Raw genomic sequence first — 23,039 nt, 5'->3', positions numbered from 1 at the left:
CTGGATGTATTCCATGCTAGCGGGCTGATTTTTAGCCGCGCCCGCTGGCTATTCCCAATTTCATTGGCAAGACTATATTGAAAGAGGCTCTGCTAGAGAGCGAGAATATGGGTAATTTTCCGAGGAAATGCCGCATGACCCTGTTGCCCAAGCAGACCAATAACAAAAATCCGATTGATCTCTATAGCGAAATCGTAGACGACTTGCCCGGTCTGATTTGCTTCGGCAACCGCCTTGGCGGCTACTTCAATAAACAGTGGCGCGACTATACCGGCGCAATCGCCGGTGAACACGGCGCCGCTGATTGGCTCGATACCCTGCACCCCGACGATCGCGATCGGCTGGCCACACAATGGCGCCAGGCGATCGTTGCCCTCTCCTCATTCGCCGGCGAGGCACGCCTGCGCGATCGCAGCGGCGCCTACCGTTGGTTTATGCTGGCGTTTAACGCCCGTCAGGACGGCATGGCACTGGAGCCCAGCTGGTACCTCACCGCTACCGACATCCACCCGCAAATGCTGCAACGTCAGCAAAACGTTCAGGCGCTCTCTATCCAGCAAGACATGCTGGACGCCAGCGTCGACTGCATCAAAGTGATCAATCGCGACGGCACGCTGCGGCACATGAACCGCTCCGGCAGCCTGGCGCTCGGCCTGGATCCGGCGCAAAAAGAGTTTGGCATGCCCTGGCTGGGGCTGTTGTCGCCCGAAGTCCGCCGCCGTGGCAGCAAGGCGCTGCACAGCGTCAGAGCCGGTAAAAATGCGCGCTTCGCGGGATTAAGCGTGACGCCGCAAGGAAAAAAACAGCATTGGGACAACATTCTCTCGCCCGTCAGCGATGAACACGGCGCCGTGGCCGAGATCTTGTGCGTCTCGCGCGACGTGACGTCGCAACGCGTGATGGAACAGCGTCTGTTGCTCGCCAGCGAATATGACGAATTGACCGGCCTGCCCAACCGGCGCTTATTCAAGAAAAAGCTGAAGCAAGAGATGAAGCGTGCCCTGCATGGCAACAAGTCCCTCGGGCTGATGCTGCTGGATCTTGACCACTTCAAGCTGGTGAACGACACGCTGGGCCACGCGGCGGGCGACCATCTGCTGCGGGTTCTGGGTAAAAGGCTCAGCGCCTGCATGAATACGCATTCGTTCGTCTCCCGCCTCGGGGGGGACGAATTCGCGGTGGTAATCAGCGACGTTGAAAACGAGCAGGATATTTTCCGCATCGCCAACAAGTTTCTGCTGCAGCTGGAGACGCCGATCACCCACGGTGGCAAGACGCTGCATTGCGGCATGAGCATCGGCGGCGCCATCTACCCCAAAGATGCCCGCGACGCTTCGGAACTGATGAAATGCGCCGATACCGCGCTGTATGAGCTGAAAGACGGCGGCCGCGGCGGCGTCTATATGTTCGATCGCAAGATGATGGACAAGGCCCGCGCGCGCGCCAGCCAGCTCAACTACGCGCGCCAGATCGTGCGCGACAACTGCATCCGTCCCAGCTACCAGCCGAAGGTCAGCCTCTCCGACGGCAGCATCGTCGGCTTCGAAGCGTTGCTGCGCTGGCATTGCCCGCAAAACGGCATACAGCTGCCGGCGACGGTCAGCGAAGCCTTCAACGACTACGAGCTGGCGACCAAGATCAGCGAAGCCATGCAGCTGAAGGTCTTCGCCGATATCGCCCGCTGGCGCACGGCCGGCGTGGCGGTACGCCCTATCTCGCTGAACGTGTCGCCGATCGAATTTTTACGCGACAACTACGCCGAAACCTTCCTGCAGCGCCTGCTGAAATTCCATATTCCCCACCACCTGATCGAACTGGAAGTGACCGAGCACGCGTTCAACAAACATGGCTCCAAGTACGTGCTGCGCGCGCTGCAAATGCTCAAAGAGATGGGCATCCGCATCGCACTGGACGACTTCGGCACCGGCCATTCCTCATTCAGCCATATCATGGATTACCCGCTGGACTGCATTAAGCTGGACTGCGATTTCGTTCAACGCATGAACACCGAACCGGCGATCCTGGCGATCGTGGAAAGCATCGGTATCCTCGGTCAGAAGCTGTCGATCGATATCATCGCCGAGGGCGTGGAAACCGAGCAGCAGCGGCAAACGCTGTGCGAAGCCGGTTTCCATATTGGCCAGGGTTTTCTGTTCAGCCGGGCGGTGGAATCCCAGCGGGTGCCCGAGCTGCTGCAAGCGGTGCCGCAATCTGTCGAGGGCCGTTAAGCCCCCTGCCGTGCGCCAAACGGCGCCAGTTGCATACCGATAAGCGTCACTACGCAGATGAGTGCCCCGGCGTAGAAGGTGGAGGCGGAACCGAACAGCTCCCACAAGGTTCCAGCCCCAAGACTCGCCAGCAGCAGCGCCACGCCGCTGATCAGATTGAACATGCCAAACGCGGTGCCGCGCAGATGAGCCGGCGCTGTATGCGCCACCATCGCCGCCAATAGCCCCTGGGTCATGCCCATGTGCACCCCCCACAGCGCTACGCCAAACAGCACCCCGCCCCAATGATCGCTCAGCGCCAATACCAGGTCGGCGGCGATCAGCACCAGCAACCCGGCTTTCAGCAATCCTTCATGGCTTATGCGGTCAGACAGTTTTCCGAACGGATAGGCCGAGCAGGCGTAGACCAGATTCATGGCGACCATCACCAGTGGGATCAGCGCCAGCGGCGTGCCGCCCTGCTGCGCCTTCAACACCAGGAACGCTTCGCTGAAGCGCGCCAGCGTAAAGATCGCGCCGATGCTCACCACCCACCAATAGCTGCGCCCCAGCAGCCGCAGGTTGGCGCGGGTGATCGGGTTGGTGCGCTTGTGGGTTATCGCGGCGGTCGGCTCTTTCAGGCCGAAAAACAGCAGCGCAATCGCCAGCGCCGCCGGGACCGTCGCCACCCAAAAGATGGCGCGAAAATCGTTGTGCCACAGCAGCATTAGGCCGACGGCCAGCAGCGGCCCTAAAAAGGCGCCGACGGTATCCAGCGACTGCCGCAGCCCGAAGGCCGCGCCGCGAATTTCCGGCGGCGTCACGTCGGCCACCAGGGCATCGCGCGGCGCCCCGCGGATGCCTTTGCCCACGCGATCCAGCAGGCGCGCGCTCATCACCATGCCGGACGACGATGCGATAGCGAAAAACGGCTTGCTGATGGCGCCCAGCCCGTAGCCCAGCAGCGCCAGCCCTTTGCGTTTACCGAGGTAATCGCTGAGCACGCCGGAGAACACCTTGACGATCAATGCCGTCGCCTCCGCGAGCCCTTCGATCAGCCCGATGACGATCACGCTGGCACCGAGCGTCGTCGCCATAAACAGCGGCAGCAGGCTATGGATCATTTCCGAGGAAACGTCCATCAGCAGGCTCACGCCACCCAATACCCACACGCCGCGCGGTATGCGGCCCAACGTAGCGAAACGCGACGACATGCTTCATCCTCGATCGATTCAGCGCCGCCAGAGGCGCCTCATGATTTTTCCAAGATTGGTTAGTTGATTTTGTTCGTTCACAGATCTGCAGCCTTTAGAGATAGTGCAACGACCGTGTGACACCCATAATAATGAAGGTAATTAACATAATGATATATAGCAAAAAGATGATAGTGATTGCGGCGCTGCTGAGTTTTTCCGCCGCCGCCGCACCGGGCGTGGATCTCGTCGCTAACGAAACGCCGATCCACACGGTGAAGAGCGCCGAAGCCGTGGCCAAAATCCCCGCCGGTTTCCGGTTCGTGGAACCCGGCACGCTGACGGTGGCCATTTCCCTGCTGGGCAGCGGCCCGCCGTTCGGCCTGTACGCCCGCGACAATAAAACGGTGATCGGCAGCGAGGCGGACATCGCACGCCTGGTGGCCGACGGCTTGGGGTTGAAACTCAAACTGGTGCCCACGTCGTGGGAAGACTGGCCGCTGGGGGTGGCCTCCGGCAAATATGACGCCGCGGTTTACAACATCACCGTAACCAACGAACGCAAGACCAAATTCGATTTCGCCACCTATCGGCAGGATACGCTGGGCTTCTACGTCAAGTCCGACAGTAAAATCACCCAGATCAAAACGGCGCCGGATATCGCCGGTAAAAAGATCATCGTCGATTCCGGCACCAATCAGGAAGCGGTGCTGCTGGCCTGGGACAAGGAGAACCGCGCCAAGGGATTAGCGCCGCTGCAGCCGGTGTACGTCACCGATAAGGCCGCCTCCACGTTGGCCATTCAGTCTGGCCGCGCCGACGCCACCTTCGGGCCCAACGTCTCCGGCGCTTATCAGGCGCGGCTGACCGGCAAAACCCGGCTGGTGGGCATTGTGCCCGGCGGCTGGCCGAAGACCGCCAACATCGCCGTCACACTGAAGAAAGGCAACGGTCTGGTGGACGCGGTGCAGGCTTCGCTCAACAGCGCCATCGCCAACGGCAGCTATCTGCAGGTGCTGGATCGCTGGGCGGAAAGCGACGAGAAGATTGCCCATTCGGAGATTAACCCGCCGGGACTGGGGGACTAGAGCATGAACCGGCCCCGCATCGAGGGGCCGGTTATTGATGAGCAATCATGACGTTTCATTCCGCCACCGCTTTCTGCCTCCCCAACTTGCGGTACAGCGTGCTGCGCGAAACGCCCAGCGCCTTCGCCGCCCGGCTGAGATTGCCGCCCGCCCTGTCGATCGCCGTCTGCAGATCCGCCTGGCCGGTATCGGCGTTCTCCTGGCGCGGCGCCAGCACCGCGATGGACTGAGGCAGATCGTCCAGGGTGAGCACCGCATGATCGTCCGCCAATGCCAGCAGCACCTTGAGCGTACTCAACAGCTGCCGCACGTTGCCGGGCCATGGATAGCGCGCCAGCATCGCCAGCGCCTCCGGCAACAGGCGAATGTCGCGCCGCTCGCCGCCCAGCTCACGCCACAACTGCAAAATGAAGGTCTCCAGCTGCGCCCGCTCTCTGAGCGGCGGGATGCACAGGCTATATTCCTGTATGCGGTACAGCAAATCCTCACGAAACGCCCCCGCCTCTACCTGCCGATGCAGATCGTGGTGCGTGGCGCACACCAGCGCGAAATCGACCGGATAAGCGCTGCGGCTACCGAGCGGCGTGACCGTTTTTTCCTGTAACACCCGCAGCAGGCGCGTTTGCAGGCCCGCCGGCATGTCGCCGATTTCATCGAGGAACAGCACGCCGCCGTCCGCCTCGCGGATCTTGCCGATATACCCTTTCGGGTTGGCGCCGGTAAACGCCCCCGGCGCATAGCCGAACAGTTCGGATTCGATCAGCGGCTCAGGCAGCGCCGCGCAGTTGATCGCCACGAAGTTGCCGTTGCGCCAGCGGCTCTGTTGAAACAAGCGTCGGCTGAAATGCTCTTTACCGCAGCCGGTTTCGCCGGTCACGCACAGCGAAAGGCCGGCGTTGAGAATGCGTAGCGCCTTCTGATGCTGTTCGTCATGCCTTTCCGCCGGCGGCTGAACCGAACGCAGGGCGCTAACGCGGCGCTGCGGCGCCTCGAGCAGCGAATAATAATGCCGTTGATTGCCGGCCAGCGTCTGGTGCGGTGCGCCGGAGGGCTGTCGCAGCAGGTCGGGAAACAGTTGGGCAAACTCAACCGAGCCTAATGCGGCCGGTGAAAGCCGGAACTCCAGCATCGCCAGCCGATTGGCGGCGACCAGCACTTCGTCGTGAAACACCAGCAGCAGCTCCTGCGCGCTGCCCAAGCTCCCGGCGTTGGCGTGCAGGCGCAGCGTCCAGTGACGGTCGGCGATCGCGCTTCTGACCCAGCGGTGTTCGATATGCCGCACCGCCTGCATGATCAGGCGCTGTGCATCGCGGTACGGGCGCTGCGCGGGGGCGGAGAGATCCAGTATGCCGGCAATGCGGCCATCCGGCCGATAGATCGGTGCGGCAGTGCAGTTCAATCCGGCATTTTGGTTGAGGAAATGCTGGTCGCCTCGGACCTCGCAGAACGCGCCGAGTGCCAGCGCGGTGCCGATGGCATTGGTACCCCGATCCGCTTCGCCCCACTGGTTGCCCGGCGCCAGCGCAAAGCGCGACGCCTTGTGCAGAAAGTCGGTATTGCCGCGGGTTTCCAGCACCAGTCCGTCGGCATCGGCGATCACCACGATGGCGGGCTGGCGCGTAATTTGCGCGCCCAGCTGCTCGATCAGCGGCTGTACCCGTTGCGGCACCCAGTCATTGCGGCTGCGTAGCTCTTCGAGTAATCCGGCTTTGATAAAAGGGATATGTTGATCGGCGCGCGTCAGGCCGTAGCCCCGGCTGCGCTGCCAGGATTCCGCCAGCGGGCGGGTCAACAAACTGGCGCCCTCGGTGGGCAAGCGGTCATCAGGCAACATGCGTTTCTCCCCCCGTTTACGAGTGTTGCAAATATGTATCACAGATGTGTATCAGGCGTTGCGACACGGAACACAAAAACCCATCGCCGGCGGCGGTACCGCATGATTCGTCACGTCATATCAATTTTTAACGCGTTAATAAATGAGATCTTTTAACGATCATCTTCGCCATTCATCAATCTGGCACGGGCCGTGCTTCTCCGTGCTGCGGCGACATGCCGCACTCACAGGCGCAGCCCAATAGCGCCGGTTATCATCTGCAGAGAGGTGCTTCACATGAAATATGTCCACCCCGGTTTGCCTGGCTCGCTGGTTTCGTTCCGCAAACGCTATGGCAACTACATTGGCGGTAAATTCGTCGAACCGGTATCCGGCAACTACTTCACCAACACCTCGCCGGTGACCGGCCAGCCGATCGCCGAATTCCCACGTTCCGACGCCAAAGACATCGAACTGGCGCTCGACGCGGCGCATGCGGCGGCGGACGCCTGGGGCAAAACCAGCGTGCAAGAACGCGCCAACGTGCTGCTGGCGATCGCCGATCGCATCGAGTCGCGGCTGGAGATGCTGGCGCTGACCGAAACCTGGGACAACGGCAAACCGATCCGCGAAACCCTGAATGCCGATTTGCCGCTGGCGGTCGACCATTTCCGCTACTTCGCCGGCTGCCTGCGCGCGCAGGAAGGCACTGCGGCGGAGATCGACCAAAATACCGTGGCCTACCATATCTATGAACCGCTGGGCGTAGTCGGTCAGATCATACCGTGGAACTTCCCGCTGCTGATGGCCGCCTGGAAACTGGCGCCGGCGCTGGCGGGCGGTAACTGCGTGGTGCTGAAACCGGCGGAACAGACGCCGCTCGGCATCAGCGTGCTGATGGAAGAGATCGGCGATCTGCTGCCGCCGGGGGTGCTCAACGTGGTGCAAGGCTTCGGCGCCGAGGCCGGCGAAGCGCTGGCGCGCAGCAAACGCATCGAAAAAATCGCCTTCACCGGCTCCACGCCGGTCGGCCGCCACATCCTCGCCTGTGCGGCGGAGAACATCATCCCCAGCACCGTCGAGCTGGGCGGCAAATCGCCGAACATTTATTTTGAAGACATCATGCAGGCGGAGCCGGCGTTTATCGACAAGGCGGTTGAGGGGCTGGTGCTGGGCTTCTTCAATCAGGGGGAGGTGTGCACCTGCCCTTCACGCGCGTTGATCCAGGAATCCATCTACCCGCAGTTTATGGAGAAAGTGCTGGCACGCATCGCCACCATCCGCCAGGGCGATCCCTTCGACACCGAGACCATGATCGGTGCCCAGGCGTCAAAACAGCAGTATGACAAGATCCTGTCGTACATCGACATCGCTAAAAACGAGGGAGGCGAAATCGTTGCGGGCGGCGAACCCGCTCAGCGCGGCGACGAAGTGCAAAACGGTTTCTACCTGCAGCCGACGCTGATTACCGGCAACAACAGTATGCGTTTCTTCCGTGAGGAAATCTTCGGGCCGGTGATTGGCGTCACCACCTTCAAGGATGAGGCCGAAGCTCTAGCGTTGGCCAACGACACCGAGTTCGGACTGGGCGCCGGGCTCTGGACCCGCGACATCAACCGCGCCTACCGCATGGGACGCGCGATCAAGGCCGGGCGCGTGTGGACCAACTGCTACCACCTGTACCCGGCGCACGCCGCGTTCGGCGGCTACAAGAACTCCGGTATCGGGCGCGAAACCCACAAGGCGGCGCTGTCGCACTATCAACAGGTGAAAAACCTGCTGGTCAGCTACGACGCCAAACCGCTGGGCCTGTTCTGAGCCGGGCATAGCGACAAGAAGGCCACCCGCGGGTGGCCTTTTTTAGCGATGCTTATTTCGCCATGCCGAGATCGATCACCATGCGACCGCGAATGGTGCCCGCCTTCATCTCGTCGAAGATGGCGTTGATATCGCCCAATGGCCGTTTGGTCACTTTCGGCGTCACTTTGCCTTCGGCAGCGAACTGGAACGCCTCTTTCAGATCTTCGCGTGTGCCGACCAGCGACCCCACCACCTGAATGCCGTCCAGCACCAGGCGCGGAATGCTCAGATCCATGCTCTCCGGCGGCAGCCCCACGGCCACCACTTTACCGCCGGCGCGCACCGCATTGACCGCCGAGTTGAAGGCGGCTTTCGCCACCGCCGTCACCACCGCCGCGTGAGCGCCGCCGGTTTGCTGCTGAATGATCTCCTCCGCATTTTGCGTTTTGGAGTTGATGGTCAGATCGGCGCCAATCTGTTTGGCGAACTCCAACTGGCCGTCGTTGACGTCGATGGCAATCACTTTGGCGTTAAACACGTTTTTGGCGTACTGCAACGCCAGGTTGCCCAGCCCGCCCAGGCCATAGATGGCGATCCACTGCCCCGGCTTGATATCGGAAATTTTCACCGCCTTGTAGGTGGTGACCCCGGCGCAGGTGATACTGCTGGCGGCGAAAGAATCGAGCCCGTCCGGCACTTTCACCGCGTAGTCCGCCACCACGATGCACTCTTCCGCCATGCCGCCGTCAACGCTGTAGCCGGCATTTTTCACCGAGCGGCACAGGGTTTCGTTGCCGCTGACGCAATATTCGCAATGGCCGCAACCCTGGTAAAACCAGGCGACGCTAGCGCGGTCACCCACTTTTAACGAGGTAACGCCCTCACCGACGGCGGAGACCACGCCGATACCCTCATGTCCCAACGTAATGCCCGGCACCTCGCCGAAATCGCCGTTTTTCACGTGCAAGTCGGTGTGGCACACCCCGCAACACTCCATTTTTAACGCCGCCTCGCCGTGCTTCAGCGGGCGCAGCACTTTATCCTGAATGTCTACGGTATGGTTTTTCGTCACTACGGCAGCTTTCATGCTGTATTCCTCCAGCCGGATTATAAAAACGGTCTTGATCACGGTCGTTACTGTCACCCAGGGCGACAATTCACATTCTCTTTTTCCGCTAAACGGTTAGCTTTAAAATATAGCAGAGAAATTTTTTTTATTGAATTAATTGCACGGCATTGCAGAAGCATGAGTGCCATTCACTTAACACAATAAAAACAACGCTCTCTAATTAATGTAACATCACCTGTCACAGAAATACCCTTAGTTCAATAACGACTGAATAAGATTATAATTAACACGCTTAATATCATTGATAAAAAAGTTATTTTATTTATCATCATGATTTTGAAATGGTTTAATTTTATTTATACTTTCATTGACAGAATCAATTACCTCCCCTAGTTTTAACTATGCTGTTTATCTCTGATAAGACTTTTCTTCACCTTCTATTTTTCATCGCCGCTATTTTTAGCGGCGCTACCCACAGCTGTCTAAAAATTCGAGGTTATATATGTCGACGACACAATTTAAAGTTATTAGCGTCAGTTCCGGCTCCACTCAAAGTTTGGATTTTGGTTCACGGGTGATTAATGCTTCCGTCGCCGTTCAGGGGTTTAACGTTTCTTACGGCAACACCGACCACCACCTGAAAACAATCGACGTCTCCAGCGCGATCGCCGGCCTCAGCGGCAGCAGTGTCACGGTGTCCGCCACCTGCTTTATGGAGGACAAATCCAACAATAAAACCTCAGGTACGGTAAGAGTGCTGGTGATCGCCGAATGCGAATCCTGAGACGTTGAGCGGCCGCTGGCCCGCCGTTTGGGCGCAGAGGCGCATCGCCTGGCTTTCAATCGCCCCTGGCGATTGAAAGCCATTTTGTTTCCCTGCGCTTTATCGATGAGGGTATTTAAAAATGAGTGACAAAACCAACGGTCAGATCCCGCCAGTACGGCCAAGCCAATTCGAAAGCAATGAAAAAAACATATTCGAAGACAGCGTCAATCTGTTTCGCGGCGATGTGAATTTATCGCTTGATTTGGTTGCGTTAACCGGAAGGAATCAACTCGACGTCAAAGTCACTGCATTTTATGGCAGCAACATCAAAAATGAAATTTATCAATCAAATGTTAGCGCACCAACCGGAATTATGGGATTAGGCTGGCAATTGCCTTTCGAACGCATTGAAGTCGATCACCGGGATAATGCAACACCCGGTGACAACCTTTATCGAATTTATACCAACAACGCCTCATCAGAATTAATTCGCGCGCCCAACGATTGGCTGAGAGCGAAATTACCAATCGCCGCCACCACCGCGCTCAATAGCGGCAAAGTGGACACCGAAATCCAATCCGCTTTCATCGCCGCCGGCCTGCAGTTGGGTTGCCATGCTCAGGTCGTCACGCGGTTCGACGATCGACAATGGGAAATTATCGACCCAGTCTATCAGCGCACCTTCAACGTGCTGCGCCAGGACGCCGAACTCGCCGTCTTCTCCGGCGGTGAAGCGTTTGAGTGCTTCCACTATGATTTCAGCAAGGTCCTGTATTATCCGCAGTTCGAACGCTGGGAGCTGGTCAAGGACAACGGGGTCAGCTACTTCTACGGCGGCAACGCGCAGGATGATCAGAGCATTCAATGGAAAGTGCGCTGGGGCAACTGGTCGGGACAATCCGCTTTGACCCACTCGCCCCAGGGCGATGCCTTGCAGTCTCGCTTTGCGGCAATCTGGAATCTGGCGCAGGTGGAAAGCCTGTGGGGCGATCGGATCGCCTTCCGTTACGAGGCCGTTGAACAGCCGGTTGGCGAACGAGGCTTAAGTTTTACCAAAGCCTGCTACCTGACGCGCATCACCGACATGTTCGATCGCACCGTCGATTTTGGCTATCAGGAGAAGCGGTACGACACGCAGTCGCCCGCAGGCCCACGGGAATACCTGTCTCCGCATTGGGATACCCCCTACAGCAAGGCCCCCGGCAACGCCGCTTCAGCCTATCAGGATCGCTACGAAACGCGCTATCTGGACAACATCGTCGTCAAAAACTCGCAGGGCACATTGCTCTATGCGGTGCAGCTGAGCTATGACACGCAGAGTAATTTCAGCGGTTACCCGCAAAGCGATCCGCTTTACGGTGATACCGTCAAACGCACGCTCACCGGCGTCCAGCGGCGCTATGCGGAAAATTGTGCGCTGCCGCAGATGCAGTTCAGCTACTGGCCGGCGGGTACGGTCAATGCCGGCGCGCTCAGTGGCGCCGTCACGCCGGACGGTGCGAAAATCGCCTACCGGTATAAGCAACAAACGCTGCCGCTGTGCGATCGCCAGCGGCAGATCGTCAGTCCCTGGCCGCGCAGCGCCAAACCGCGCGTATGGTTCGGCGGCGATTACGCGGTCTGCCTGTGGCTTAACGAGTCGAGCGACCAAATCCACGTCACGTTTTACACCTGGCTTGGGCGCTGGCAATGCTGGGCTCCCGAGCAGCAAACGATCAAGGCCGCTTTCGACATCAACAGTGTCAACGTCGTCACTGCCGGTGATTTCGCCTGCCTGACCTATGCCACCCCGCAGAGCGGCAAATCCTATGCGCATGTCTATCACAAGGATAACCGCAAATGGGGCGAGTGGTTCGACAGCGCGCCAATCGCCGCCAACACCACCCAACTGCAGCTGGCCGCCGGCGACAACTTTTTTGTGGTCTGCGACAAGGATCAACGGACGCTGCTGCGCTACACCTGGGATAACTTCACCAAACGGTGGGCGATCGCCGATAGGTCTGGCGATCTCAACGCCACCGCCCGCCCCTACATCGCGGCGGCCAACGGCTATTACGCCGTCCTGGATTATGCCCCCCTCACCGGCGGCGAACACCGTAATCGGCTGGCGCTTTATTATCAGGATAGCCAAGAACAATGGCGAAACGGCGCCTCACTCCCGCTGGTGTTCACCCTCGGCGGCGATGCGTCGGCCACCCGTTTCGGTTTTGCCGCCGGCGCCTCGTTTATCGCGCTGACCTACATCACGCAGGAGGTTTCGCTCAGCGTTGATTACACCGTCAAGGTCATCGGATGGGACGCGGCATTCGGCGCCATGACCAGCACTGACTTTCCCTGCCGCCTGCCGAAAAGCGCGCCGTCGCAAACCCTCACCATTCCGTTCCTGGCAAAATTCGTCAACAACGCCATGATTGCGTCCGGCCCCTATCTGCTGCGCTATAACGGCGCAGACTGGCTGCGTAACGACAGCCTGCTGTTACGCAGTACCTGCAGCGATCAGGACATCAACTGGTTCGCCTACGGCGCCGATTACGCAATCGCCGTCAGCAACCGCGAATTCGCGGCTCAGGCGCGCATGGTAGCCTACGATCCCAACCGGCAAATCACCGCCTGGAACGATGCGGCGCGCGATCTCTATACCCGTGACGATCCGACTTCGGAAAGAAAAAGACACTACTTCCCGACGGCAGGCGCGGATATCGCCACCATGGGCAACCGCGTCTATCACCGCGGTTCCTGGTGCAATTGGTTGGACGCGGCAGCTGGATATGCCGAAGTGCCCTACGCGATAGACAGCACCACCATGATCAATCAGGGACCGCGCTTTATCTCTTATCTGAACCTGGACGGCACGGCAGCCAAAAACACCACCGTGAAAACCTTCCGCAATCAGGCCTTCGCCGGCGATGACACGCTCACGCAACGTTATTTCACGCAGATTGGCGTCTCCGGCATGGTCAAACCCAATATCAACGGCCAATATCCCGCCGGCCTGTCCGCGTTCGTTACCTATCTACCGCTGAACAAAGACTTCGATAATGCGGAAAGCCTGACGCTGAATCGCTACCTCGACAACACGCTGCAAGGCGCACTGGTGGATTACTGCGTCGACACGGTCAGCATCGATGACGGCTACGCCGTCAGCACCACCTGCTACGTGTTCGACATTGCGACAGCGACCTGCGACCCTACCGGCGCGGTCTTCAAGTACTACAAGAGTGCCAGCTATCCCGGCAGCGAGAGCATGTCCGCGCCGCGCTTCGGCTATCGCGAGAACTATTACTTCAATGGCCTGACGCGCCAGGATCCGCAGGTCGGCGAGCGAGTTCGCGCTGCAGATCAAGCGTCATCCGGGCTGTTGGACGGCCAATTGATCGAGCAAAAGGTGTTTGACGCCGACGGCAATCTGTTGGTTCACGAACAAAAAAACCTGATGGCCTTCACCTCCGTAGCGATCGACGGCGTCGAGCGACCGCTGTTCGGCGGTTATACGCGCTGCATCGCCGACAACAGCCTTAATGATGGCCTGGCGATACGTACCGATTATCGCTATGACTCACGCTTCGGCAAATTGATCCGCGAGCGCTTTGACAATGTGACCGCCACCGGAGAAACGCAGGGCGTTGCCAAACTCTACGGCTATGCGTTCGAAGCCTATCCCTGGTTCTTACTGAAAAATGCGATCGACGCGCCCTTCAGCCAATTCGACGCAGCGGGGAGCGCGGCGCTGGGAGAGGCGCTGCCAATCTACGCCGGCAGTCTGCAACGCTACGGCGCTCTGCAACGGCAACAGCCGCTTGCCGATGAAGCTGCGCCGACAGTGTGGGCCGCCACGCAAGCCTATGTGCTGCAAGCCGCGATTGGCGCCCAGCCCCCCAGCCCGCCGGCGCTGGCAAGCGATCCGGGTGACGCGTGGTTGCCGGTAGGCACGATACTGGCCAGAACATTCTATGGTGCGATCCTCTCCCAGAAAAACAGCGAAAGCCAGGTCGAAAGCACGCTGTGGGACAACAACCAGATCCTGCCGGTGGCGGCGTTCGTCAGCGGCGCGGCGGATGAGTGCGATTTCATCGGTTTCGAACCCTATCAACACAGCACCGATCCCTGGCGGCTCGACGGCGATACGGCGATCGTCGACGACGACGCCTATGTCGGCAGCCGCAGCCTCAAACTCGGCGTCGGTGCGACCCTGACCCGAACGGCGCCGCTGCGGCAAACGCAGCCGGTCGTTGTCTCCGCCTGGCTCAAAACCTCGCCCGGTTTCAACGCGGCGCCCGGTGCGGCAAACTTGATCAGCCGTAGTGGCAATGCCGCGCCGCACACCACGCCGATCGTCCCCACGGCAGAAGGCGCTTGGGTTTACTGGCAAAGCGTCATCCCCTATAGCGGCGATCCGGAGCGTCCGCTCGCGCTCGCCTTCGACAACCAAAAAACGGTCGGCTATGTGCTGTTCAACACCGTCAGCGTCACGCCGTTGGCCAGCAAGATGGAGGCCCGCTGCTACGATCCGCTGTATCTGGATGAGATCGCCGTTATGGGCAACAACGCCGATGTCCTGCGCTGCGGCTACGATCCGCTGCGGCAAAAGTTCGTTGAGACCGGGCCACAAGGCGAAAGCAAGAAAGGCGTGGTGAACTATGCGCCACGCAGTTGGCACGATACGCTGCCATTCAGCTACCCGCAGCACGATCCCGCCAGCAGCTGCGAAATTCTGGCCGCCGACGGTGGGCAATACGAAACCTTCACGCAGGGCGAACAAACCTGGACGCGCTGGCGGCGCGACGACGACAGCGCCTGGCGTCTCAGCCAGGGCCGGCTACTGCATTGCGGTACGACGCTCAACCGCCTGCGTTGGTTGGCCACCGCCGGCCGCTACGCGGTGGGCTTCACCCTTTCGTCGCCGGCGACGCAGAACCTCGCCTTCGGCCTGACGATCGGCGACAGTCTGAGCGCCCAGTGGGACGCCATCGCGGGATGGCGGCTGACGCTGGCGGGCAACACCTACACTGACGACGCGACCAACGGCTGCCTGCCCACCTCGGTGCTGCTGGTACCGGGCGACGATGCCGTTCTGTTATATGCCGACGGTCGTCAGGTTTTCGCCCTTCAGACCGATGCAAGGATCGACGGTGAATTCAGCCTGCAGGCACAGGGGGAAATCTATTTTGCCAATGCGGTTACCTTCCGATCGCCGCAGCTGGCCATCACGTATAAAAACGCCAACCGGCAGGAAACGCAGCACCAGGTGCTGAACGAAGGACGATGCCTGGTGCGTGAAACGCTGTACGACGCGCTGGGCAATACGGTTGCCGAAACCAAGATCGCCGCCTTTGAACGCACGTTGTTCGGCTACCGGGCGGCCTTTGTCCGCACACTGGACGCCGCAAACGGCGTGATGACCGGTGAAGTGAGTGATTATTACCCGCAGGACGAAGGTTACCCCTATAGCGGCACCCGTTATGAGGCTTCCTCGCTGAAACGCCCGGTGGCCAAAGGCATGCCAGGCAAAATCTTCGCCATTACCGGCGACAACCCGCATATTACACGGTTCATTTACGCCGTCACCGATCACACGCAGGTGGCAGGTATCGCCTGTCGCCCTGGAGAATTGCGGGTGAGCGCCCTGTACGATGCCGATGGCACCGGCGTGCTGTCACTCAACGATCGCCGTGGCCAGACGCTGAGCAAGCAGACCGAGGCCGGCGGCGTTGTTCGCGACGCTGTCCAACAGATCTTCGACGCGGCGGGCAATATCGTGCAGGTTCGCCACCCGTCGTCTTCCCCGGCGGATGACGCCTTCATCAGCCACAATCGCTACAACTTCCTGTGTCAGCTCGCTGCACGCGTCACGCCGGATGCCGGAGAAACGACGTATATCTACGATCCTGCCGGACGTCTGCGTTTCAGCTCAACGCCGCTGAGCCGCGCGAAAGACCGCGTGTTGTATAAAAAATATGACGTTCTGGGGCGCCTGAGCGAGGATGGCGAAGTGGCGCAAGCCTGGGGTGACGGTTCGGCGCTGCAGGCGATCGCCGATAACGATCCGCACTACCCGCACCATGATGACTGGCAAACGCAAAACGTCTATGACGGCGAAGGCGACGAGCCGACTCTGCGCGGCCGCCTGTGGAAAATGTACCGTCGCGCCGCTGACGGACTCTGCGTCGAAAACTGCTATGGCTACGATACGGGAGGCAATGCGACCCTGTCGCAACTGCGTCTGCCGGACGCTGGCGATTACATCACGGGCTATGCCTACGACAACCTCGGCAACGTCATCCGCATCGATTATCCCGCCGGCGCGCCGCTCGCCAGCGTGGCCTATCGCTATAACGACATGGGACAAACCGCCGCCATCGGCACGCCGGACGATCCGGAGAAGTTCGTTCGCTACCGTTACCATGCCGACGGCAGCCTGGCTGAAGAGCAGTTGAATTCACAGGGGGGGCGGGCGCTGCGACGCACCATGAGTTATAACTCTCCCGGCTGGTTGAATGAAATCAACAACCACTATGCCGACGGCGCACCGCTGTTGAAACATCGCTTCAGCTACACCGACGGCGGCTACGAGGGCGCCGGTTACTTCAACGGCAATATCGCCGGCGTAGTGCACGACAATGCGGTCAGGCCCGAAAACAGCTTCGCTTATCGCTATCGCTACGATCCGCGCGGCCAATTGACGGTCGCCGAGCACAGCGTCAATTCCGCTTACAGCCTCGGCGTCGGCGCGCCGCTGACCTTCGACGCCGGCGGCAACATCCTCCGGCTGCAACAGGGAGACACCCTCTTCAGCTACGAGTATCAGCCGAACAGCGGCAAAGTCGCCGCCGTGCTCGCCAATGACGCGGTCGCGCAGCGTTACGAGTATGACGTCGTCGGTAACGTCACGCTCTCCGCCAGTCGCGGTATTCAGCGTATCGATTACAACCCACTGAATAATCTTCCGTTAACGATCGCACTGGATGACGGCCGCCAGCTTGCGCTGTGCTACAACGGCATCAATCAGCGGGTGCAAAAGCGGTTCGCCGACGGCAGCAAACTCGCTTACGTACACGGCCTGAGCGACGCGCCGCTGATGGAGTTCGGCGCTCGTACGACGCAATATCTCTATGGCGTCGGCGGATTGCTGCTGCTCATCGACGGTGGTGAGGCCCAGTACGTGCTGAAGGATCAGCAAGGTTCGATCCGTGCCGTAGTGGCGGAAAACGGTCAGGTCAACGCATTGCTCGACTACATGCCCTTCGGCCAATCGTTGCCGACTGGCGTCGGCACGTCCTCGTTACTGCGCTATCGCTACACCGGCCAGGAGTTGGACGAAGATTTGGGACTCTATAACTATCGGGCGCGCTTCTACGATCCGCAATTGGGGCGCTTTTACTCCTGCGATCCTAGATTCCAGTATGGCGGCCCTTACGTCTACTGCGGCAACAACCCGGTTAATCAGACCGACCCTTCCGGTGAGATCGCCCCAATCATTATCATCTTGCTGATCGGGGCCGCCGTCGGCGCCGTGCTGGGCGGCGGGGTCGCCCTGTACAGCGGCTATCAGTCCGGATTGCGCGGCGGCGCGCTAGCCGGTTATGTATTCGCCGGCGCAGGGATAGGAGCCCTCGCCGGGGCTCTGTCCGCCGCCGGCGGAGTCGGCGCCTTTGCCGCAGGGTCGGCAGCGGCGGCGGCAGCTTCCACCACCGCCGGCGGCATTGCGGCGGGCCTGGCGGCCGGCGCAGGGGTCGGAGCCACCGTAGGCGCGGCAGTAGGTGCGGCGCAGGGAGTGAGCCAATTCTTCATCAACGACGCCTTTGGCGTCGCCAACAGCGGCAGTTGGCAACAGTCGCTGCTGAAAGGCGCCGTTACCGGTGCCGTCGGCGGCGCGATCAGTGGCGGCGCCGCAGGGGTTGGCGGTGCGGCCGCCTTCCAGCAGGCTGCGCGTTTCGCCGAGCTGACCGGCGGCAACGGCTGGGCCTTCAGCCCGACCTCGCTCACCCAGGTCAGCAACGCCTACAACGCTTTCGGTAGCCTGGGCATCGTGCCGTTGCCAGCCTTCGTCAGCCGCATCCCCAACTACAACCTGCCACTGGTCGGGGGAATGCAAAGTTTCGTCCTGGGGAAATTCAGCCTGCCAACTTTCAGCAGTCTCGGCGGTGCGGTGGCCAAGCAGGCCGTCTCGCCGCTGCTGCCGAGCGGCGGTGGCACGGCGACAGGAACCCCGCCGACGGCCTTCTATGGACAACAGGCCTACAGCCCGGCGATGACCGGCAGCATCGGGCTGCAAACGGCGCTGGTATTGGATCCCGCCGGCTGGAGCAACGGCAAAGCATAACCCACGCAGGGTGCGGGACTGCGCGTCCCGTCCCTGCGTCTTGATGAGAGGCAACGTCATGAATGATGCAACGATTCGCTACCATCAGGTGCGGCAAAAGAGCACCCACAACTCGTATCAACGCACGGAAAGCTACCCGGCTCAGGCGCTGTACTGGCGCATCCGTTCCCTTGAGATCGATATCCACAACAGTAATAACGCCGCCGGTTGGCCGCAGTTAAACGGCAACTGGTACGTTTATCATCTGGCGGTCATCGATCAGGTCAGCTCAGTCAACACCTTGGCGGATGCACTGGACGCGCTGTTGGCGTTTCATCGCGCGGTGCCGCAGCACGAAGTCGTCACCCTGTGGCTGGATTTGAAAGACGACTTCAACGCCGCCCGAGATCAAACACCCGAATCGCTCGATCGTTTGTTGGCCGAGCGCCTGGGGCGCGAACACATTTGGGGACCACCCGATCTGATCGGCGACTGCACCGATCTGCAAGCAGCGATCGCCGCCTATGGGTGGCCGTCGCTCGACACCCTGCGCGGCAAGTTCATTGTTGGCTGCACCACCGGCGATCTCGCCTCGCCGAATTCGGTGCTCAATCAGTATGTGCAAAACGGCGCCACCGCCAATCAACGGCTGGCGTTCGTCACGCCGGAAATCACCCAGGCGCAACAAATCGACCAACACGCCTGCGCCGTGATGTTCAACCTCTCGGCCGCCCACACCGCCCTGGCGAACGCGGTGTTTACCGCCGGCTTTGTCGGCCGCGCCTACGGCCTGAACGACGCAAACAGTTGGGCTACCGGCTGGAACAGTCGCGCGCACCATCTGGCCACCAACAAGGTTAACGCCGATTGGGACGGGTGGGCGCGCACCGATCTGCCGATGACCGGCTATCCGTTTACCGGCATCGACGTCACGCTACCGCCGGATCTGACCGAATCCGGTGCACTCTGCGCCATCAAGGTCGACTCCGGCGATATCTGGAATAAACGCGACAGCGGCTATTTTCGTTTCGATCGTGCCACTATCGGTGCCGAACGCACGCTCAGCGCCTTCGTCGCCAACCCGCAGTCACATACCGACGGCTTTATCAAAGGCGGAGTGATGGCGCGGGCCACGACCGCCGATGACGCCGCCTATATCGCAATATTTCAAACCGCTGCTCACGAAATCCGCATGCAGTACCGGCGGGATAACGGCGCCGGTACGGAAAAAATCGATGCCCGTCTGCCAAATGGCGTCAACGGCAAGCCCGTCGTCAGCAGCAATACGCCGATATGGCTGAAGCTGACGGTTCGGGCCGATGGCCACCAGGCACAAGGCAGTTATTCAATCGACGGCCTGATCTGGCACGCCGTAGGGGAGATCGGCGTCAGCCAAACGCTGCCGCTGCAAGGCTGGGCGGCCTCTTCACACGGCGCCGGCTCCGTAAAATGGCTGTTCGGCGGCGCAAAGACGCCGACAGAGAGCACCGTCTTCGGCAACTCGGCCACCGGCGAATTCATCGCCGACAGCGCCCCTGCCGCGAGCCTCGGCCCCTACCGTTAGGAAAATTGACAACGGCGGTGCGGCAGCTGATGATGCAAGCACCGCTTCCTACTCGATCCGCCAACGATGAAAAATGCCCCCGCAGTGACGATCCACTACTGTTCGCAATGCAACTGGCTGCTGCGCGCCGGCTGGATGGCGCAAGAGCTGCTAAACACCTTTGGTGACGATCTCGCCTCCGTCACCCTGATGCCGGGCACCGGCGGGGTCTATCAAATCAGCGTCGATGGCGTGATGATTTGGGATCGCAAGATTGACGGCGGCTTCCCCGATGCGGCGCAGTTAAAGCAGCGGCTGCGCGATCACAGCTTCCCCGATCGCTCTCTCGGCCACAGCGACGGTAAAAAAGCCAGGCACTGAAGGCCGTCAGCGCCCCGTCGGCGGCTGCGCGCCGATAATGCGCGGCATCGTTTCTTTCATCATTTCCATGAATTTGCGTAAACGCGCGGGATAATAGCTGGCGTAAGGATACAGCAGGTAGATAGGCAGTGGCTCGGCTCGCCACAGGGGCAACAGCGTCTGCAGAGATCCTTGCGCCAACTCTTCTTTCACCACCCAAGACGACACGATCGCTACGCCCAGCCCTTCCAGCGCCGCTTTACGCGCCGCATAAAGGCTGTCGGTGCTCAACCTGGGTGCGATGTCGAAACGCCGCTGCTCGCCGCTGGTCGCGTGGGTCAGGACGACCTCATTGCGATAAAAACTGTTTACCGCCAGCCACGGCAATGATGCCAAATCGTCGAGATCGACGATCGCCGGTCGTTCAGTCAACAGTGCGGGTGACGCCACCGTGCTGCGCGGCACTTCCGCCAACAGCACCGCCACCACCGAAGGATCGGTCACCGCGCCAACGTGAATGGCGCAGTCTACGCCTTCGGAAATGAAGTCGGGAGAGTGGTCGTTCAGCGTCCACTCCACGCTGGTTTGGGGATAGCGCCGCAAATACTCCCCGAGCGGCCCGATCAGCTGATCCTGCCCAAAGGCGTGCGGAGCGCGCACGCGCAGTGCGCCAACCGGTTCGTCGCGCGCGCCGCGCAGCGCATCTTCCAGGCTTTGCCATTGCGCGAGCAAGCCGCGCGCTTGCTGATAGCAGCGTTCGCCGTCATCGGTAAGATGGAGCGCATGCGTCGTCCGTTGGATCAACCTGGTGCCCAACAGCTGTTCCAACGCCCGCAGACGTCGGCTGATGGTCGGCTGCGAGGTGCCCAGCTGCTGCGCCGCCGCCGACAGGCTCCCGCTCTCGACAATACGCACCAGGGTTTGCAGCAGGATTATACGGTCGCCGTTGGGTAAATTAATTTTATTCATACGCATTACGTATAACAGTTCTACCCATATCGGGTCTACCCGCCGATAGCATTCAAGACAAAAATAGCCGCACATCCACCTTGTCAGGAATTATCGAATGAGCCTCTCACCCACCGGCGGTGCGCTTTCCGCCAAAACCGTTTTCCTGTTGGCCACCGGCGCCGGCCTTAGCGTCGCCTCTATTTACTACAGTCAGCCGATGTTGAGCGTCATGGGTGCCGACTTCCATGTCGGCGTTGGCGATACCGGATTCGTACCGACCCTGACCCAATTGGGGTATGCCTTGGGTATTCTGTTACTGGCGCCGCTGGGCGATCGCCACGATCGCCGCGGGATCATTCTGGTGAAGGGCGTGCTGCTGGCCATGATGCTGCTGTTGTGCAGCCTGGTTTCCTCTTTTTCGCTGCTGTTGCTCAGCAGCCTGACGCTCGGCCTGGCCGCCACCGTCGCGCAGGACATCATCCCCGCCGCCGCGGCTCTGGCTCCTGATGCCCGACGCGGTAAAATCGTCGGCACCGTGATGACCGGGTTGCTGGCCGGTATTTTGCTGTCGCGCGTGTTCAGCGGGCTGGTCGCCGATTATTTCGGCTGGCGCAGTGTTTATGCGTTAGCCGCGCTGGCCGTTTTACCGATCACGCTGGTGATAGGGCGAGCTTTGCCGCGCTTTCAGCCTCACAGCACGCTGAGTTATCCCGCCTTGCTGCGTTCGATGAGCCGGCTTTGGGCCACCTACCCTGAATTGCGGCGCGCGGCGTTGTCTCAGGCCTTTTTGTCCGTCGCCTTCAGCGCCTTCTGGTCCACGCTCGCGGTGATGCTGGCCGATCGCTATCAGCTGGGCAGCGCAGTCGCCGGCGCGTTCGGCCTGGCCGGCGCAGCGGGTGCACTGGCGGCACCGTTGGCGGGCAGTCTGGCTGACCGATACGGCCCAGACGCCGTCACTAAAATCGGCGCTGCGCTGGTAACGGTTTCTTTCGCCCTGATGTTTTTACTGCCGTTACTACCGCAATCGGCGCAATGGGGGCTGATTGCGCTGAGCGCCATCGGGTTTGATCTCGGCATTCAGGCCACGCTGATCGCGCACCAGACCATTATTTACGGCCTCGATCCGGCTGCCCGCAGCCGCCTTAACGCCATTCTGTTCACGCTGGTATTCATCGGCATGGCCACCGGCGCCGCACTGGGCAGCCGCGTACTGGAACACCTGGGATGGCCGGGCGTAGTGGCGCTGACGACGGCCGCGGCGGGTGTTGCTTTGCTGATCCGCATGACGCGCCACTCTTTGCGTGCAACAGCCTGATCCGCGCCGTGATAGGCGCTCGGATAACGCAACCGGTTGATTTCGCCCGGGCCACCTGCGCTATACTGAGCGCCCTTTTTGCCACGCATTTAAAACAATTTTATGATGGAACGCTTGCTAGAAAACGCGATGTACGCCTCCCGCTGGTTGCTCGCACCGGTTTATTTCGGCCTTTCACTGGCCCTGGTTGCCCTGTCGATCAAATTTTTTCAAGAGATCCTGCACGTCCTGCCCAACATTTTTTCTGTCGCGGAAGCCGATCTGATCCTGACCCTGCTGTCGCTGGTCGACATGGCGCTGGTGGGCGGGTTGTTGGTGATGGTGATGTTCTCCGGGTATGAAAACTTCGTCTCGCAGCTGGATATCACCGAAGGGAAAGAAAAACTGAGTTGGCTGGGCAAAATGGACGCCACCTCGCTGAAAAACAAAGTCGCCGCGTCTATCGTCGCCATTTCCTCCATTCACCTGCTGCGGGTGTTTATGGACGCCAAGAACGTGCCGGACAACAAGCTGATGTGGTATGTGATCATCCACCTTACCTTTGTGCTGTCCGCCTTCGTGATGGGCTACCTGGATAAAGTGACCCGCTCCAAGCACTAAAACGTACTGCCACACCCGGTCGTCATGATCGGGTG

General features: G+C 60.2%; 13 protein-coding genes. 9 read left to right on the top strand and 4 right to left on the bottom strand.

The window, feature by feature from the left end; genetic code table 11:
• The first annotated feature begins 134 nt into the window (after positions 1-134).
• Positions 135-2,228 (top strand): putative bifunctional diguanylate cyclase/phosphodiesterase, encoded by a 2,094-nt coding sequence (locus tag ACMGGW_RS10725; RefSeq protein WP_025302815.1) that lies wholly within the window; start codon positions 135-137, stop codon positions 2,226-2,228.
• On the opposite strand, the gene ACMGGW_RS10720 is transcribed toward ACMGGW_RS10725, so the two are convergent.
• The gene (locus ACMGGW_RS10720; protein ID WP_167324308.1) at positions 2,225-3,421 is read right to left on the bottom strand and encodes an MFS transporter; all 1,197 of its coding nucleotides are present in this window, start codon (positions 3,419-3,421) and stop codon (positions 2,225-2,227) included. The two genes, ACMGGW_RS10725 and ACMGGW_RS10720, sit on opposite strands and share 4 nt — an antisense overlap.
• A 149-nt stretch (positions 3,422-3,570) precedes the next feature.
• Between ACMGGW_RS10720 and ACMGGW_RS10715 the strand changes: the two genes are divergently transcribed.
• The gene (locus ACMGGW_RS10715; RefSeq protein ID WP_021504584.1) at positions 3,571-4,488 is read left to right on the top strand and encodes an ABC transporter substrate-binding protein; all 918 of its coding nucleotides are present in this window, start codon (positions 3,571-3,573) and stop codon (positions 4,486-4,488) included.
• 55 nt (positions 4,489-4,543) lie between these two features.
• Here ACMGGW_RS10715 and ACMGGW_RS10710 read toward each other — a convergent pair whose 3' ends face one another.
• Positions 4,544-6,322 carry a sigma-54-dependent Fis family transcriptional regulator gene (locus ACMGGW_RS10710; RefSeq protein ID WP_167324307.1) on the bottom strand — a complete coding sequence of 593 codons (1,779 nt, stop codon included), beginning with the start codon at positions 6,320-6,322 and terminating at the stop codon, positions 4,544-4,546.
• 276 nt (positions 6,323-6,598) lie between these two features.
• Between ACMGGW_RS10710 and ACMGGW_RS10705 the strand changes: the two genes are divergently transcribed.
• A complete protein-coding gene (locus tag ACMGGW_RS10705; RefSeq protein WP_049207655.1) occupies positions 6,599-8,119 on the top strand; it encodes an aldehyde dehydrogenase family protein in 1,521 nt (506 codons plus the stop codon).
• 52 nt (positions 8,120-8,171) lie between these two features.
• On the opposite strand, the gene adhP is transcribed toward ACMGGW_RS10705, so the two are convergent.
• Positions 8,172-9,188 carry an alcohol dehydrogenase AdhP gene (gene adhP, locus ACMGGW_RS10700; protein WP_004928541.1) on the bottom strand — a complete coding sequence of 339 codons (1,017 nt, stop codon included), beginning with the start codon at positions 9,186-9,188 and terminating at the stop codon, positions 8,172-8,174.
• Between the two features lie 556 nt (positions 9,189-9,744).
• Between adhP and ACMGGW_RS10695 the strand changes: the two genes are divergently transcribed.
• The 4 genes from ACMGGW_RS10695 (at position 9,745) to ACMGGW_RS10680 (ending at position 20,159) form a co-directional block, all read left to right on the top strand.
• Positions 9,745-9,954, top strand: a complete 210-nt coding sequence (locus ACMGGW_RS10695) for a hypothetical protein (RefSeq protein WP_049207659.1) — start codon at positions 9,745-9,747, stop codon at positions 9,952-9,954.
• A gap of 355 nt (positions 9,955-10,309) precedes the next feature.
• Positions 10,310-18,256: an RHS repeat-associated core domain-containing protein gene (locus ACMGGW_RS10690; RefSeq protein WP_197831983.1), complete on the top strand. Its 7,947-nt coding sequence runs from the start codon at positions 10,310-10,312 to the stop codon at positions 18,254-18,256.
• Between the two features lie 58 nt (positions 18,257-18,314).
• Positions 18,315-19,799 (top strand): Ca2+-dependent phosphoinositide-specific phospholipase C, encoded by a 1,485-nt coding sequence (locus ACMGGW_RS10685; RefSeq protein WP_049207663.1) that lies wholly within the window; start codon positions 18,315-18,317, stop codon positions 19,797-19,799.
• Between the two features lie 66 nt (positions 19,800-19,865).
• Positions 19,866-20,159 carry a SelT/SelW/SelH family protein gene (locus tag ACMGGW_RS10680; RefSeq protein ID WP_004928553.1) on the top strand — a complete coding sequence of 98 codons (294 nt, stop codon included), beginning with the start codon at positions 19,866-19,868 and terminating at the stop codon, positions 20,157-20,159.
• 6 nt (positions 20,160-20,165) lie between these two features.
• Here the strand turns inward: ACMGGW_RS10680 and ACMGGW_RS10675 are convergent, their stop codons facing one another.
• The gene (locus ACMGGW_RS10675) at positions 20,166-21,107 is read right to left on the bottom strand and encodes a LysR family transcriptional regulator (RefSeq protein ID WP_089195875.1); all 942 of its coding nucleotides are present in this window, start codon (positions 21,105-21,107) and stop codon (positions 20,166-20,168) included.
• 97 nt (positions 21,108-21,204) lie between these two features.
• On the opposite strand from ACMGGW_RS10675, the gene ACMGGW_RS10670 reads away from it, so the two are divergent.
• Both ACMGGW_RS10670 and ACMGGW_RS10665 read left to right on the top strand, forming a co-directional pair.
• Positions 21,205-22,404 carry an MFS transporter gene (locus tag ACMGGW_RS10670; RefSeq protein ID WP_025302806.1) on the top strand — a complete coding sequence of 400 codons (1,200 nt, stop codon included), beginning with the start codon at positions 21,205-21,207 and terminating at the stop codon, positions 22,402-22,404.
• Between the two features lie 105 nt (positions 22,405-22,509).
• Positions 22,510-23,004 (top strand): TIGR00645 family protein, encoded by a 495-nt coding sequence (locus ACMGGW_RS10665; protein ID WP_025302805.1) that lies wholly within the window; start codon positions 22,510-22,512, stop codon positions 23,002-23,004.
• The last annotated feature ends 35 nt before the right edge of the window (positions 23,005-23,039 follow it).

Origin of the sequence: Serratia sp. BNK-4 (genome assembly GCF_048685115.1) — a bacterium.
In the GTDB taxonomy this organism is placed as follows: Bacteria; Pseudomonadota; Gammaproteobacteria; order Enterobacterales; family Enterobacteriaceae; genus Serratia; species Serratia bockelmannii.
This window is presented reverse-complemented; position numbering and strand designations above follow the sequence as displayed.